Raw genomic sequence first — 14474 nt, 5'->3', positions numbered from 1 at the left:
ACATGGAAATTTTGGCGTACAGGTAGAATAACATTCTTTTCCATCGATTCAAAATTTGCTGAGTAAGCACGGCACGTAGCCCGATTTCATCGCTCGAAGAGCATTCTCGGGCCTTACGTTGACAAAAACGAAACCGACATGAAAAACGGCGGCGCGTCGGTCATCGACAGCGGAAACAGCGCCTGGGCCGGTCCTGGCGGACAGGACATCGAAGGCATCAGCATCATCGCACGCCACGCTTACAGCGCAGCCGAGAATGGCGCTCCCAAGCTGCTAATCAGCGATCTGTATTGGGATTCCAGCGGCTGGCCGTATTATAATTGATGCTTTTTTAACTGTATTTTTCGTTTCGGAACAGCCAATCAAACCTGACATGGGTTGGAAAGTTCGTGAATGGATTCAATTCAAATCATTTATGACATTAATTTATCATCAAAAATCGACAAAACCCGAACGATAGTCTTGCAAAAAACTCGTTTTTTATGTAATATAGACCTATCTGAACTCCTCATCACCAAAATAATCAACCGTTTGTAGGTGACCAATGGTTCATTTAGATTCCAACGAATTCAAGCAGAAGCTGAGTCAGGTATATAATGAAGTTTCCAAGGAGCTGTTCGGCTTTGGTACTTCTTTATTGAAGACAAGCATTCAGTCCGATGCGATTACCTTGTATGCGAGACACCGTCGGTCTCCCCGCTCCACTGTGCTCGAGGGCGAGGTTCCGGCTTTGAAATACGAGGTCGATTTTTACATGTCGATGATTTACAAGAAGAAGCTGAAATCTCGGCTGGAAGAGGAACTGGGACTGAACATCGAGGTTCTCCTTCGGGATTATGATCCCGCCACGCAGTGGGCAGTCACGAACATCATATTGTCACAACCTGAATGACACGGCCCTTTTCTTTTGATTTATCTTAAGGACTGGCCGAACCGTAACAAGAACGGATGCCGCTATTCTTTGTTTACATTGAAAAGCGCTCTAGTTAGAGATTTTCTTCTATCTAGAGTGCTTTTCTTTTTTAGTTTATAGATTTAGTTATAGAATTTGTTTGATTTTTCTTGTGACATGCCAAAATGTCTATTCAAAAGGGGGATACAACAACCGTCCGGCAGGGAAGAACAATCATATACAGCAGAGAAAAAAATTTCCCGGCGGCGGAAGCCCGGCATACGGCCTGCAGCAGAAAAACAAATAAAAAATAAACCATTACAGGAGTGAATCGATTGTGAAGAAACCATGGATTAAGGGACTCATGACTTGTACGCTGGCAGCGCTGGTACTTGCGGGATGCGGAAACGGAGGCAGCGAAGACAGCAGCTCCGGCGGATCGTCCGGCGGCCAGAAAAAGCTGGTCGTTTCGACCTGGGGATTTGCCGAGGATTTCTACAATAAAGAAGTGTATGCCCCATTCGAAAAAGAGCACAATGTGAAAATCGTCCTGGAGACCGGCAACAACGCCGACCGCCTGAGCAAAATTTTGCAGGGCAGCTCCGACGTCGATGTCGTCTATCTGTCGGATTACTACGCACAGCAGGGCATTGAAGCGGGAGCCTTCGAAAAGATCGACCGCAGCCGGCTGAGCAATCTTGACTCGCTCTATGATATCGCCAAAGCGCCAAACGGCGAAGATTATGGTCCGGCCTACACGATTGGCCAATTGGGTATCGCTTATGACCAGAAGGCAGCCGGAACGACGATATCCTCCTGGGCTGACTTGTGGAAGCCGGAGCTGAAAGGCAAAGTGACGATGCCGAGCATTACGTCCACCAGCGGTCCGATGATGGTCGACGCCGCTTCCAAGGTAGCTGGAAGCACGGAATTCAATGAAGACAAGGCATTTGGCAAACTGGCCGAGCTCAATCCGAGCGTCGTGAAATACTACAGCCAGACTTCCGAGTTCATCAACATGTTCACGCAGGGCGAAGCCGCTGCAGGACCGATCATGCAAATGTATCTCGGCGACCTGAAGAAGGCCGACCCGAACGTCGAATTCGTAACGCCGTCGGAAGGTGCGTACGCCATCGTCAATACGCTGAACGTCGTCAAAGGAAGCAAAAACAAAGAACTTGCCGAAGACTTCATCAACTGGCAGCTCAGCCAGGGAGTTCAGGAAAAAGCGGCTAAAGCCAAGGTCGACTCTCCTGCCAACCGCAATGTCAGCCTCAGCGCAGAGGAAGCCGCTGCCGTAACGTACGGCTCCAGCGTCGTTGAGAAGCTGCAAAAGCTGGATATGGCGTTCGTCAACAAAAACCTGAAGAGCTGGACGGACCGTTTCAACCGTGAAGTGACGAAGTAACGCCAAGCCTTTTTTGTAAATATAAGCAGCCTTACGGGGTTATGATTCAGCAGGGGCTGCCCGCCCCTGCTTTTTATTCACCGCTGCCTGGATACAAGGCGGCACATCCTTCATTTTGAAAGGGGAATCCATGTGAAGAAAGCCATCCTGGATGTCGACACCGGCATTGACGACGCGCTCGGAATTATGCTGGCTGTCCGCAGCGGCGAGCTGGACGTGCTCGGGATCTCGACAGTCAACGGCAACGTGTCACTTACGACTGCAACCCGGAACACTTGCAAAATATTGGACTTCATCAAGGCGCCGGCGTCCATCTCGGTCTATCCCGGGGCATCCCGGCCGCTCCTGCGGGACCGTCTGTTTGAGCACCGCGTGCACGGCGAGGACGGATTGGGCGGCGCCCTCTTGGACATGCAGCCTGCCGACCGGACCGACCCGAATACGTTCGGGCCCGATTTCATCGTAGAGCAGGCCAAGCGCTATCCCGGCGAAATCACGCTCATCGCTACCGGACCGCTGACGAATGTGGCTCTGGCCCTCGCCAAGCATCCGGGCCTGGTCCACGATATCAAGGAGCTGGTCGTCATGGGCGGCGCGGTCCGCACGCACGGCAACATTACACCGACAGCGGAATACAACATCCATGTCGATCCGGAAGCGGCGCGTCTGGTCTTTCAGGCCGGATTCCCGTCCCTGACGCTGGTCGGACTCGACGTGACGCGCAAAGCGCTGCTGACCAGCGCGCATATCGACGCGCTCGGCTCCTCGGAGATCGCGGGTTACGTGCGCCAGAGCACATCGGATTACATGGAGCGCTACTATGAGCGCAACGGGGTCCGGGCCTGCGCCATGCACGACCCTTTGGCGGTCGGCGCCGCCATTTGGCCCGAGCTGGTTCGGACGGAGCGTCTATACGTCGATGTGGAGACCCGGAGCGAGCTGTGCGACGGGCAGACGGTGTGCGATTTCCAAAACCGTTTGCAGCGCCAGCCGAACCTGGACGTATGCCTTGATGCCGATTCAGACGCCTTTTTGAACCGCTTTATCGCCGTGCTGCGCGGTGGATCCTACCAATAACAGGAGATTACATTCATGAAAAAGCGATACTTGTACCTGCTGCTCGCACCCGGGCTGCTGTTTCTGACCTTGTTCATGATCGTTCCGCTGATCCTCACGGTCGGCTCGACGCTGTTCAAGGATGGGAGCTTCACGTTCGGCATCTACTTGCAATTTTTCAAGGACTCGTATTTCCTTGATATTTTGGGAACGACGCTGCTCGTCAGCGTCGCGACCACCCTGCTGTGCATCCTGATCGGATTCCCGGTCGCCTACTATTTGTCCATGATGCCTCCGCGCAAAAAGGGCATTTTGCTGGCGCTGGCGATTTTCCCGCTGCTCACGAGCTCGGTCGTCCGCTCCTTCAGCTGGATGATCATTCTCGGGAAAAACGGTCTGGTCAACAATGTGCTGATCAAGCTGGGCATCATTCACGATCCGCTCAGCATTCTCTATACACCGACGGCGATGATTATCGGTCTGGTCCATCTGTTCCTCCCCCTGATTCTCATTACGCTGGTCGGAGTGCTGGAGTCCATCGACCACGATTTGGTCCGGGCGGCGCAGAGCCTGGGGGCGTCCAAGCTGACGGCTTTCCGCAAAATCGTCATCCCGCTCAGTATACCGGGATTGATCGTCGGCAGCATTCTCGTGTTCGTGGGCAGCCTGACCGCTTACACCACGCCTGCCCTGCTGGGCGGGAAAAAGCGCGTCGTCGCGACCTTCCTGTACCAGAACGCCATTACGCTGAATGACTGGCAGGCGGCTTCGGCCATTGCCACCATCATGATGATCATTACGTTCATCGTCATCGGGCTGATGAATAAAGCAGCGGCCAAATTCAATCCGAAGGGGTAGAACTATGAAGACCAAAAATCCAGGGCTCGCCCTCTTTTCCTTTATCGTTTACTTGTTCCTGCTCGGGCCGCTCCTGATCATCGCGGTGACGTCCTTCGAGCCGGGAACGGTGCTGAAATTTCCGCCGACCGGTTTTTCGCTGAAATGGTACCAGAATATTTTTGACGTGGAGATGTTCATGTCGACCTTCAAAACGTCGATCATCGTCTCACTGCTCGGCAACGTGATTGCGATTCTGCTCGGCGTTCCGGCCGCTTACGCCTTGAACCGGGTGACGTTCCGGGGCAAAGACACGCTGAATGCGGTGTTCCTGTCCCCCCTGCTCATTCCGGGGATCGTGCTGGGCTTTACGCTGCTCAAGTATGTCGTTATCACATTCCACTTCCCGATTTATACGTCGCTCCTGATCGGCCATACGATCATTATGCTGCCGTTTATTATCCGGGTCATCGGCTCCAGCCTCGCCAACTTCGATTTCGCGGTCGAGGAAGCGGCGCTCAGCCTTGGATCCAGCCGGCTTGCGACCTTTTTCAAAGTCGTCCTGCCGAACATTAAGTCCGGCATCATCGCTTCGGTGCTGCTCGCGTTCCTCGAATCGTTCAACAACGTGGATATTTCGCTGTTTATGACCGGTCCGGGCGTCAGCACGCTGCCGATCCAAATGCTGACCTACGTCGAAAACTATTTTGACCCGACCATCGCAGCCATCTCGGTCCTGCTCATGCTGATCACGGCCGTGTTCATGTTCGTCATCGAAAGGCTGCTCGGACTAACCTATTTCACCAAACAATAACGAAAGGCGTGAGACGATGGCACTACTACAACTTGAAAACGTATCGGTCGCCTATGACCAGCAGTATATTCTGAAAGACTTCAACCTTTCCATTGAGAAAGGCCACCTGATCTCCCTGCTGGGTCCCAGCGGATGCGGCAAAACGACCACCCTTCGGCTCATCGCCGGCTTCCTCGAAGCGACGGACGGAGCCTTTAAATTCAGCGGCAAGGACTATACGCGCGTGCCGATCAACAAACGGAATTTCGGCTTCGTGTTCCAGAGCTACGCTTTGTTCCCGCACCTGTCCGTGTTTGACAACGTCGCCTTCGGATTGCGCCAGCGCAAAGTCAAGGAAGACGAGATCAAGAAGCGGGTCATGAACATGCTGGAGATCGTCAACCTCGGCGGATTTGAAAAAAGATTTCCGCAGGCGCTCTCCGGCGGCCAGAAGCAGCGCGTCGCCATCGCACGGGCCCTCGTCATTGAGCCGGATCTGCTCCTGTTCGATGAGCCGCTCTCCAATCTGGACGCCAACCTCAGGGTAAACATGCGCGTGGAAATCCGCCGCATCCAGCAGGAGCTCGGCATCACGACCGTGTACGTATCCCACGATCAGGAGGAGTGCTTCTCCATTTCGGACCGGGTAGCCGTCATGAACAAAGGAATCATCGAGCAGCTGGATCAGCCGTCGGTCATTTTCCAATATCCGAAATCCGAATTCGTCGCCCGCTTCATCGGCTTCAACAACTTCATCCATTTTGACGAGCGGGACGGCGAAGGCTCCTTCTTCACCCTGCGCAAGGGAGACTACCACTTCCATGCCGCCAAGGCCGATGGCATGCCTGTCACCATGAAGGGCGCCATCCGTCCCGACGACCTCATTGCCGGTACGCTGCAGGAGATCAATCCCGGCGACAACGTACTGACCGGCAAGGTCAAAGTCAGCACTTATCTTGGACGCAGCTACCAATACGTCGTCGATACGCCGCTGGGGGAATTTACGGTCAACCAGGAAATGCAGCAGCCCTATGCGAACGGGCAGGAAATCCGTCTGTTGTTTCCATCGGATAAGCTCGTTCTTGTCGAATAACCATAGGGGGAACAACATATGCATGCAGATTTGCTATTTCTTCAAGCCAAGGTGTACAACAGTTACTTTAAGCAGTGGTCTACCAACAACGTCGCCGTCAAGGACGGCAAGTTTTTCTATATCGGCCTGAGGGGCGAAGATACGTTCCAAGCCAAGCAGGTCATTAACGCGGAGGGACTCTATATGGTCCCCGGCTTCATCGACATCCATTTGCACATCGAAAGCACGATGGTGACACCTGAATCCTTCTCGGCGGGTCTCCTGCGAAACGGCGTCACCACGATCGTACCCGAGCCGCACGAGATGGCCAACGTGTTCGGCCTCGATGGCGTTCTCGAGATGATCAAGGCGAGCCGGAACTGTCCGGTGGACATGTTCTACGCCATTCCAAGCTCGGTCCCGTCCACTTCGATGGAAACGACGGGCGGATCGATCGAAATCGAGGACATGGATGCCCTCCTATCCACGGGGGATGTCATCTGCCTCGGCGAGATCATGAACTACGTAGACATCATTACCGACCCGGACTGCAAAACGAACCGCATCCTGGAGCATATCCGCTCGCATTATCCTGAGCTCGTCATCGAAGGCCACGTGCCGAAGCTGCTGGATCTGGACCTGCAGCGCGTCATTTACGCCGGCGTCAACTCGGACCATACGCATCAGACGCTGCAGGGTCTGGAGGAGCGGATTGCGGCCGGCATGTTCATTGAAATCCAGGAGAAGTCGATGACCCCGGAAGTGATGGACTACCTGATCCGCCACGACGTTTCCGAGCATTTCTGCTTCGTGACCGACGACGTCATGGCGGACTCGTTCCGCGCCCGTGGCCATCTGAACCAGATCGTCCGCAAGGCCATCGGCATGGGGATGTCTCCGGAGCGGGCGATCTACGCCGCGACCTTCTCCCCGTCCCGCCGCATGCGGATGTACGATCGGGGCTCCATCGCCCCGGGCAAAATCGCCGACTTCCAGCTGATCTCGGATTTGTCCGAGCTAAAGCTGGAATCGGTGTACAAAAACGGCGCGGAAGTGTACTCCGCCGCCAAGGCCTTTGAGCCGCAGTCGAGCGGCTACCGGTTCCCGGAGCACTTCTACCACAGCGTCCAGCTGGACGAGCTGAGCGCCGCCGATTTTGAAGCGGCGGCCGGCGTGGAGGACGGCATCTACCGGTGCCGGGTGATGACGATCCAGGACGGCTCGACCTTCACCAAGGAGAGCCAGGTGGACGTGCCGGCCGCGAATGGCCGGCTGCTGTGGGAGAACAGCGGCTGCGGCATGATCGCCACGTTTGAACGGTACGGCAAAGGACGCCAAAAAGCGTTCGGCTTAATCGCGGGCGATACGATCCAGCGCGGCGCCGTGGCGACGACCTACTCCCACGACAACCACAACCTGCTGGTGATCGGCCACAACGTAGAGGACATGGTCCTCGCCGCAAACACCGTTATCCGCCAGCAGGGCGGCTTCTGTGTCACCCTGGACGGCGAGATTAAAGCCAACATGCACCTGCCGGTCGGCGGCATCCTGACCGAGGATCCGCTCGATCTGGCCGCCGAATCGGTTCAGCAGGTGCGCGAGGCGATGGAAGAGCTCGGGTACAAGCACTACAACCCGATCATGTCGATCGCGACGCATTCGCTACCGGTAAGCCCGTACCTCAAAATCACCGATCACGGGCTGATCGACGTCAACGCCGGCAAAGTCGTGCCGCTCATTATTGAGCAGGTGTAAGTTACTGGCCAGGTATAACATTTACCGGTTAGGTTTGGCATTGCCGTAAGGTGTGACCTTTTAGAAATGGCCCTGCCGTAGATATCACAAAGGGCTGTCCCCGCCATTCTGGCGTGGGGACAGCCCTTTTTTTGTATGACAAAATCCATCAAGCACAAGTATACCTATCTTCGCCCTAAAGCCGCTTTATGGGCCAAAATCAAATCCCAAAGCGATGTGCACTTTTGCAGCTATTTGTTTAGGCCAGCTAATTCGTTCATCTATAGTTGCTGGCAACCATGCATCTGAATGCTTGATTCTCCGACTTGTTCCAGATTATTTCTATAGGCATATAGCGACCTTATACTATACAATAACCTACGGACTTTAGGCGAGATACCGTACATAACATTACTCTCGGCGTAATCCTCCCGTTTATATATACTGCTACATAGAAGGGAATTGCACATGAAGTGGTGGAAGCTTATACTCGTTGTCCCTATATGGATTGTATCGTTTATGGCGATTAGATCTGGCCTTGCCATTAAACGTGGAAAATCTAAGGGCAGCGTTACGGATGTGATGAATGTATGGCCACTTGCCGATACGATATCAGGAAATATCGCAACAATAATCTGCAGCTTTATTGCAGGGTTGATCTATAAGCATTTTCCATGGTGGCTGAGAAAAACAGTCCTCTATTTGATATCAGCTATACTGTTTTGCCTGGGGCTGTATATTCTTATCGATGCATGATCAACAAACGGCCCCAATGCCAATACTCTCCCGTTATCCCCGGCTTTCCCTCGATACCTCTGTGCCCGCTCGCGGCCGCTCTGCTCCCGGTGCTTTCCTTCCGGTCAGCAGTAGCATGACAAAAGACATCGCGACGATCGCCAGCGTCCACGCCCAGGCCATCGGCATGTTGCCGGCGTCGACCGCCACGTAAATGGCCGTCGGCACCGTCTGCGTCTTGCCGGGAATGTTCCCGGCAACCATAAGCGTGGCGCCGAACTCGCCGAGCGCCCTGGCAAACCCGAGCACAAGCGCGGTCAGCAGCGAGGAGTAAGTGAGCGGCAGCGTAATGGAACGGAACACCCGCCACTCACCTGCCCCGTCGGAGCGGGCCGCCTTTTCCAGATCCGGGTCAACGGCGGCAAAGCCGTTCTTCATCGTCTGATAGACGAGCGGGAATGCCACGACGATGGTCGCCACAACAGCGGCCCACCAGGAAAATATAATCGGCGCATCCCAAAGCCATTCGATCAGCTGCCCCACCCAACTGCGGCGGCCAAGCAGCATCAGCAGCAGAAATCCCACCACAGTCGGCGGCAGGACCAGCGGCAGCATGAACAGCGTCTCCAAGACGATTTTTCCCGGGAAATGATGCCTTGCCGTCCACCAGGCAGCTCCCGTACCCAGGATGATTACGATCAGACTCGAAAGCAAGGCAACCTGTAAGGACAGTCTGACCGGATCCCAAAACGCCTGCCAGTCCATCATCTGTTAACCCTGCTGCGGCACGGAAAATCCGTATTTTTTAAAAATGTCCAAGGCCGAATCCGTCTGGAGGTACTCGTACAAATCCACCGCCTCCTGGCTGTGCTTCGTCGCCTTAACGATTCCGACCGGGTAAACGATCGGCGTATAGGCAGACGGGTCGACAGTAAACGCCACTTTGACCTGATCCGAAGTCAATGCATCCGTTTTATACACAAAACCCGCATCTGCATTGCCGGTTTCCACGTACTGCAGCACCTGCCGCACATCCTTGGCCTGCACCAGCTTCGACTGGAGCGTGTCCCACAGTTTGGCGTTCGTCAGTGCTTCCTTGGCGTAGTTCCCTGCCGGAACGCTTTCCGGAATGCCGATAGCGATTTTTTTCAAGCCGGTTCCTTTCAGGTCCTCCATGCCCGAGACTTGGGCCGGTTCTTTGGCGTTCACCACAGCCACAAGCTCATTGGTGAGAAGGTCTTTCTCATGCGAAGAATCGATGAGCTGCTTGTCCTCCAGCGCCTTCATGTTCTTCACGGCAGCCGACAGGAACAGATCCGCCGGTGCGCCCTGCTCGATCTGCTGCTGCAGCGCCCCCGAAGCGCCTAAGTTAAAGTTCAGTTTGACGTTCGTATGCTCCACCTCGTACGCTTTTTGAATCTCCTGCAGCGCATCCGTCATGCTGGCCGCAGCAGAGATGGTCAGTTCTACTTGCTGCGCAGCCTCTCCATTAGAAGTGTCCGCAGCGGCGCCTGAGTCGGCCGATTTCGGGTCTGCAGCCGAACCGGAATTCGATCCGCAGCCTGCCAGCATCAGAACAAAGGCGGCGAGGATCAGCCAAACACCTAGTTTCATACCCCTTTTGATCATCCGTAATCTCCAATCCTTAATCGTTATATTTAGTTATAATTAGATATAATTGATTATATCCAGTGGGCCACGAGGTTGTAAATACGGATTGCACAATTTTCACATCCGGGTGTGATACAATAGAAGACACTATGTTCACAAGGTTCAGACCTAAGCCATTACATGGAAAGATAACATATAACGAAACGTTCAGCGAAACATAAAACGTACAAGGAGGAAGCTCATGTCCAGCGACATTTCGTATACGACCGAGGAGATTGCCAAGCTCCTGAAAATATCCAAGCTCACCGTTTACGACCTGATCAAAAAAGGCGAGCTGCCTTCGTATCGGGTGGGCAAGCAAATGCGCGTCGATGCCGCAGATTTGGAAGCCTACAAGCAAAGGGCTAAAGGACTGCAGGCGGCCGAACACCGCCCGGCTCCGCCGGAGCCGGTTTCCTTTCAACCCGCAGCTGTCGGAGCCGGCGGAACCCGTTCGGTAGTCATTACCGGGCAGGATATCAGCCTTGACATTCTCGTTAAGCATATGGAAAAGCATACGCCCGGCATCCGTCCCCTCCGCGCATATGTCGGGAGTCTGGACAGCCTGATTGCGATGTACCGCGGAGAGTCCGACATCGTGAGCACCCACCTGCTCGACGGCGATACCGGCGAATACAATTTGCCGTACATTAGGCGGATTTTGGTCGGCTTTCCGTATCTGGTCGTCAACCTGCTATCGCGAAAGGCGGGACTCTATGTCCAAAAGGGGAATCCCCTTGGGCTGAAAGGCTGGGCCGATCTGTCCCGCACGGGGCTGCGGCTCGTCAACCGCGAAAAAGGGTCGGGTGCCCGCGTTCTGCTGGATGAACAGCTGCGGCTGCACGGAATCCGGCGGGATCAGCTGCTGGGCTACGGCGAGGAGCAGACCAACCATATTGCAGTCGCCGGCACCGTCGCCGCCGGGGAGGCTGATGTCGGGGTTGGCATCGAAAAAGCGGCAGCGATCGTAGGCGGCGTGGATTTTATCCCGCTGATCGAGGAACGCTACGACCTGGTCGTGCTCAAATCGGCGGAAAATATGCCTTGGATCGAGTCGCTGATGGGCATTTTACGTTCAGAGGAGTTCCGCCGCGAGCTGCAGAGCATCGCAGGGTATGATCTGTCCCGTACCGGGGAGATCTTGCTTGAGACATAGACGTATATTGCGAAAACGGCTCCATATCACCCGGTGCCCCCTCAAATCGAGGAGGGCACCCATTGCCGTTCATTAGAGGGTAGAAGTTCAATCTCGCAAAAAAAAGAAAAAGGCAGCCGGAATCATTCCGACTGCCTTTTATGCTGTTTCGAAGTCCTGCGATTCTACGAGCACGAGCCTACGGGCCGATCCTACCGGTTGATTCCGGTGCTTCCTTCTCCGGCTGCGGATACGTCCGCGATCGCCCGGCGGGCGAGCATCGATGTGACCGTATCGTCCATCGGCGGGTTGTGCAGACCCGCCCGCACGTCGCGGTACATCCGCTCCAGCGGAAGCTGGCGCGACAGGCTGGCCCCGCCCACAATCCGCATCGCCAGATCGACGATGCGCAGGGCCGCATGGGTCGCCGTCGTCTTCACGAGCCCGAGATCGGGCCTCATGCCCGGCCGCAGCTCCGGATGGCGGTCCCAGCGGTCCGCCGCACTGTACATGAGCGTGCGGGCGGTGATCAGCTCGGACTCCATCTCCCCGATCTTCTGCTGAATATGCGGCAGGTCGGCAATGGGCCCCGGCAGGCTGTTTGGCCGGTAATTGGCGGCGTAACGCACCGCAAAATCCCGGGCAGCCCAGGCGATACCGATATAACATGCCGGGATATGCAGCAGCGCCCCTCCGTGATCGGACATCTTACCTGCCGGCTGTCCTCCTAAAGGATCCTCACTATCGATCCTTTCCCCGTCCGGCACGAACACCTCTTCCATCACCAGGTCGTGGCTGCCGGTCGCCCGCATGCCCATCGTATTCCACGTTTCGTCAATGCTGACGCCCGGACCCTTCCGCACCAAAAACGTTCCGGTCTTGTCTTCTTCCTCCACAAATGCAGTGACCGTAAACTGATCCAGCACCGGGATGAGCGAGCTGAACGTTTTGCGGCCGGTCAGCAGCCAGCCCCCTTCCGTACGCTCCGCTTTCGTTCCCGGACGGCCGCCCCGGCTCGGACTGCCGGTCGACGGTTCGCTGGCAAACTGGTTGATCATCGCCCCATCACGGACGATTTGCCTGCAGAAGTCGGCATACAGCTCGCGCGGCCACGACTGGCCGATGCGCATCTGCAGCACCTGGCTCACATGCCACCCGACCGCCAGCGTCGTTGAGCCGTCCCCTTTTCCCAGCCGTTCCTGGGCAAGGATCATTTCGTACAGCGACGCTTCCTCACCGCCAAACTCCGCCGGCACCGTCAGCTTTAAATAACCCGACTCCTTCAGGTCGGCAAAATTTTCAAACGGGAACGATCCTTCCCGGTCATGTTCCGCAGCCCTTTCCGCAAATACTGCCGCAAGCCGCTCGGACCTGGACGCGATCTCAGCCTCCCGATTATTTCGTATAAACGGATCCGTTTGCATGGAATTCATCCTGCACTCTCCCCTCGCCTGTATCTTTTCTCCTAACGAAATCAGTAAACATCAAAATGGACGCCTGTATTCTGACTTCCCAAGAATACGAACCCGCCAAACGCGGTCTGTCTTCTGTCAGGTGATTTCGAAAGATGTTTTCTTCATTGTATAATGCGGGGGCTGTGTTGTCCAAAGCAGAACCTGTTTCTTTTTATAAAGGCTGAACGAATAAGCTTTGGTGTCTCATGCGCCGTTAAAGGCAACCTGTGACCTATTTTGCGTTTGTTTTGCGATCATTTTGCTCAATACCGCACGGGATGCAGCTGGCACAATATGCGTACGCACTTTACAAAACCGGATTAAGATGATATTTTATAAACACGACGTTAACGTCATGTTTGGAGGGCAAGATATGAAGGATCGCATGCGCATAGGGGATTTATCGGAACGAGCAGGGGTTACTCAGCGAACGGTTCGATATTACGAAAAAATGGGGCTGATCCCTCCAGGCGAGCGTGAAGGCAATGGGCAGCATTACTATACAGATGAGACCGTTGCCCGGCTGCGCAAAATCGACCAATTAAAGAAGCTTGGGCTCAGCTTGGAGGAAATAAGGGAAGTGATTGATCTCTATTTCATGGACCCCAGTGGTGTACAACCTAAACAGAAAGTGCTCGGCATCTTGAAGCAGCACCTCGCAGAGACGGATCAGAAGATCGAGGGGTTACAACAATTCCGGACCGATTTGCTGACCCATATCGCCCGCTTTGAGCAATGGCTCAAGGACGCAGAGCAGCATTAATTTTTTTTGCCGCAAACGTGACGTTAACGTAATGTTTATAACATTCACATTTCCAGGAGGATAAACATGATGAACGAGACGATCGGATTTATCGGACTTGGCAGCCTAGGTCTGCCGCTGGCTAACAATCTCCTCGATGCAGGGTATCCTTTGGTGGTGCATAACAGGACGGCCAGCAAAGCCGAACCTTTGATTGCCCAAGGCGCCCGGCTGGCATCCAGACCCGATGAGGCCGTAACCGCTGGCGGAATCGTCGTCACCATTTTGTGGGATGATGCGTCCGTGGAGAGCATCGTCATGAGCGATAGCTTTTTAGAGAAGCTTGGCAAAGGGGGGATTCATATCTCGATGAGCACGATATCGCCGGATACATCCAAAAAGCTGGCAGCTGTTCACGCAGAGCATGGCAGCACCCTGGTCGAAGCCCCCATCTTTGGAGTTCCGGAGGCTGCAGCAGCACGTCAGCTCTCCATTCCCATGGCTGGGCCTCAACAGGCTAAAGACCGCGTCCGCCCGGTGTTGGAGGCTATGGGAGGGCTGAATATTTTCGATTTTGGTGAAAATGCCGGGGCAGCGAATCAGGTGAAACTGGTTGGAAATTTCATGATTACTTCCGCCGTGTACACCATTCGGGAAGCTCTCTCGATGGTCGAAAAGAGCGGTGGCGATCCCAAGCCCGTGATGGATATGTTGACCCAAACGCTGTTTAACGCCCCGATTTATAAGCGTTACGGCCAGATGGCTGCCGAGAACATGGATCATCTCTTTACTCAAAGCCACATTCCGTTAAAGGACGTGGGCATTTTTAAACAAGCATCACAGCGGGCCGGGGCCCCCGCACCTTTATCGAATCTGTTGTATGACCTGTTAAGCAGCGAGCATAAACAAGGATAATACCGGGCCTGATTTACGCTTATGAGAAAAAGAGCAAACATACGAACGCAA

At 54.6% G+C, this 14474-nt stretch carries 15 protein-coding genes; 12 read left to right on the top strand and 3 right to left on the bottom strand.

The window, feature by feature from the left end; translation table 11 throughout:
* Positions 1 to 138: 138 nt before the first annotated feature.
* From ABIE48_RS05270 to ABIE48_RS05230, 9 genes are all read left to right on the top strand, one after another.
* The gene (locus tag ABIE48_RS05270) at positions 139 to 324 is read left to right on the top strand and encodes a hypothetical protein (protein WP_145025087.1); all 186 of its coding nucleotides are present in this window, start codon (positions 139 to 141) and stop codon (positions 322 to 324) included.
* 220 nt (positions 325 to 544) lie between these two features.
* The gene (locus ABIE48_RS05265) at positions 545 to 892 is read left to right on the top strand and encodes a Na-translocating system protein MpsC family protein (RefSeq protein ID WP_145025089.1); all 348 of its coding nucleotides are present in this window, start codon (positions 545 to 547) and stop codon (positions 890 to 892) included.
* A 364-nt stretch (positions 893 to 1256) separates the two neighbouring features.
* A complete protein-coding gene (locus ABIE48_RS05260) occupies positions 1257 to 2300 on the top strand; it encodes an ABC transporter substrate-binding protein (protein ID WP_145026341.1) in 1044 nt (347 codons plus the stop codon).
* A gap of 132 nt (positions 2301 to 2432) precedes the next feature.
* Positions 2433 to 3377, top strand: coding sequence for a nucleoside hydrolase (locus tag ABIE48_RS05255; protein WP_145025091.1), 945 nt, complete (start codon positions 2433 to 2435; stop codon positions 3375 to 3377).
* A 15-nt stretch (positions 3378 to 3392) separates the two neighbouring features.
* Positions 3393 to 4214: an ABC transporter permease gene (locus ABIE48_RS05250; protein WP_076170355.1), complete on the top strand. Its 822-nt coding sequence runs from the start codon at positions 3393 to 3395 to the stop codon at positions 4212 to 4214.
* Positions 4215 to 4218: 4 nt separating this feature from the next.
* Positions 4219 to 5007, top strand: coding sequence for an ABC transporter permease (locus ABIE48_RS05245; protein ID WP_116232370.1), 789 nt, complete (start codon positions 4219 to 4221; stop codon positions 5005 to 5007).
* Positions 5008 to 5023: 16 nt separating this feature from the next.
* Positions 5024 to 6079: an ABC transporter ATP-binding protein gene (locus ABIE48_RS05240; protein WP_192715142.1), complete on the top strand. Its 1056-nt coding sequence runs from the start codon at positions 5024 to 5026 to the stop codon at positions 6077 to 6079.
* A gap of 18 nt (positions 6080 to 6097) precedes the next feature.
* On the top strand, positions 6098 to 7813 hold the full coding sequence (locus tag ABIE48_RS05235) for an adenine deaminase C-terminal domain-containing protein (protein ID WP_192715143.1): 1716 nt from the start codon (positions 6098 to 6100) through the stop codon (positions 7811 to 7813).
* A gap of 447 nt (positions 7814 to 8260) precedes the next feature.
* Positions 8261 to 8548: a hypothetical protein gene (locus ABIE48_RS05230; protein WP_192715144.1), complete on the top strand. Its 288-nt coding sequence runs from the start codon at positions 8261 to 8263 to the stop codon at positions 8546 to 8548.
* 33 nt (positions 8549 to 8581) lie between these two features.
* On the opposite strand, the gene modB is transcribed toward ABIE48_RS05230, so the two are convergent.
* Both modB and modA read right to left on the bottom strand, forming a co-directional pair.
* Positions 8582 to 9295: a molybdate ABC transporter permease subunit gene (modB, locus tag ABIE48_RS05225; protein ID WP_192715145.1), complete on the bottom strand. Its 714-nt coding sequence runs from the start codon at positions 9293 to 9295 to the stop codon at positions 8582 to 8584.
* Positions 9296 to 9298: 3 nt separating this feature from the next.
* A complete protein-coding gene (modA, locus tag ABIE48_RS05220; protein ID WP_192715146.1) occupies positions 9299 to 10156 on the bottom strand; it encodes a molybdate ABC transporter substrate-binding protein in 858 nt (285 codons plus the stop codon).
* A gap of 223 nt (positions 10157 to 10379) precedes the next feature.
* Between modA and ABIE48_RS05215 the strand changes: the two genes are divergently transcribed.
* A complete protein-coding gene (locus ABIE48_RS05215) occupies positions 10380 to 11333 on the top strand; it encodes a substrate-binding domain-containing protein (RefSeq protein ID WP_192715147.1) in 954 nt (317 codons plus the stop codon).
* Between the two features lie 191 nt (positions 11334 to 11524).
* On the opposite strand, the gene ABIE48_RS05210 is transcribed toward ABIE48_RS05215, so the two are convergent.
* A complete protein-coding gene (locus ABIE48_RS05210) occupies positions 11525 to 12745 on the bottom strand; it encodes an acyl-CoA dehydrogenase family protein (protein WP_192715148.1) in 1221 nt (406 codons plus the stop codon).
* Between the two features lie 394 nt (positions 12746 to 13139).
* On the opposite strand from ABIE48_RS05210, the gene ABIE48_RS05205 reads away from it, so the two are divergent.
* Together ABIE48_RS05205 and ABIE48_RS05200 are read left to right on the top strand one after the other, a co-directional pair.
* Positions 13140 to 13529, top strand: a complete 390-nt coding sequence (locus tag ABIE48_RS05205; RefSeq protein ID WP_192715149.1) for a MerR family transcriptional regulator — start codon at positions 13140 to 13142, stop codon at positions 13527 to 13529.
* Between the two features lie 66 nt (positions 13530 to 13595).
* The gene (locus ABIE48_RS05200) at positions 13596 to 14423 is read left to right on the top strand and encodes an NAD(P)-dependent oxidoreductase (RefSeq protein WP_354518437.1); all 828 of its coding nucleotides are present in this window, start codon (positions 13596 to 13598) and stop codon (positions 14421 to 14423) included.
* Positions 14424 to 14474: the final 51 nt, after the last annotated feature.

It is taken from the genome of Paenibacillus sp. OAE614 (assembly GCF_040546645.1).
In the GTDB taxonomy this organism is placed as follows: domain Bacteria; phylum Bacillota; class Bacilli; order Paenibacillales; family Paenibacillaceae; genus Paenibacillus_AQ; species Paenibacillus_AQ favisporus.
This window is presented reverse-complemented; position numbering and strand designations above follow the sequence as displayed.

What these genes read in the sequence shown, in the direction of transcription:
- ABIE48_RS05270 (WP_145025087.1), top strand. Translation starts at nt 139, where the DNA reads ATGAAAAACGGCGGCGCGTCGGTCATCGACAGCGGAAACAGCGCCTGG.
- ABIE48_RS05265 (WP_145025089.1), top strand. Translation starts at nt 545, where the DNA reads ATGGTTCATTTAGATTCCAACGAATTCAAGCAGAAGCTGAGTCAGGTA.
- ABIE48_RS05260 (WP_145026341.1), top strand. Translation starts at nt 1,257, where the DNA reads ATGACTTGTACGCTGGCAGCGCTGGTACTTGCGGGATGCGGAAACGGA.
- ABIE48_RS05250 (WP_076170355.1), top strand. Translation starts at nt 3,393, where the DNA reads ATGAAAAAGCGATACTTGTACCTGCTGCTCGCACCCGGGCTGCTGTTT.
- ABIE48_RS05245 (WP_116232370.1), top strand. Translation starts at nt 4,219, where the DNA reads ATGAAGACCAAAAATCCAGGGCTCGCCCTCTTTTCCTTTATCGTTTAC.
- ABIE48_RS05240 (WP_192715142.1), top strand. Translation starts at nt 5,024, where the DNA reads ATGGCACTACTACAACTTGAAAACGTATCGGTCGCCTATGACCAGCAG.
- ABIE48_RS05235 (WP_192715143.1), top strand. Translation starts at nt 6,098, where the DNA reads ATGCATGCAGATTTGCTATTTCTTCAAGCCAAGGTGTACAACAGTTAC.
- ABIE48_RS05230 (WP_192715144.1), top strand. Translation starts at nt 8,261, where the DNA reads ATGAAGTGGTGGAAGCTTATACTCGTTGTCCCTATATGGATTGTATCG.
- modB (WP_192715145.1), bottom strand. Translation starts at nt 9,295, where the DNA reads ATGATGGACTGGCAGGCGTTTTGGGATCCGGTCAGACTGTCCTTACAG.
- modA (WP_192715146.1), bottom strand. Translation starts at nt 10,156, where the DNA reads ATGATCAAAAGGGGTATGAAACTAGGTGTTTGGCTGATCCTCGCCGCC.
- ABIE48_RS05215 (WP_192715147.1), top strand. Translation starts at nt 10,380, where the DNA reads ATGTCCAGCGACATTTCGTATACGACCGAGGAGATTGCCAAGCTCCTG.
- ABIE48_RS05210 (WP_192715148.1), bottom strand. Translation starts at nt 12,745, where the DNA reads ATGAATTCCATGCAAACGGATCCGTTTATACGAAATAATCGGGAGGCT.
- ABIE48_RS05205 (WP_192715149.1), top strand. Translation starts at nt 13,140, where the DNA reads ATGAAGGATCGCATGCGCATAGGGGATTTATCGGAACGAGCAGGGGTT.
- ABIE48_RS05200 (WP_354518437.1), top strand. Translation starts at nt 13,596, where the DNA reads ATGATGAACGAGACGATCGGATTTATCGGACTTGGCAGCCTAGGTCTG.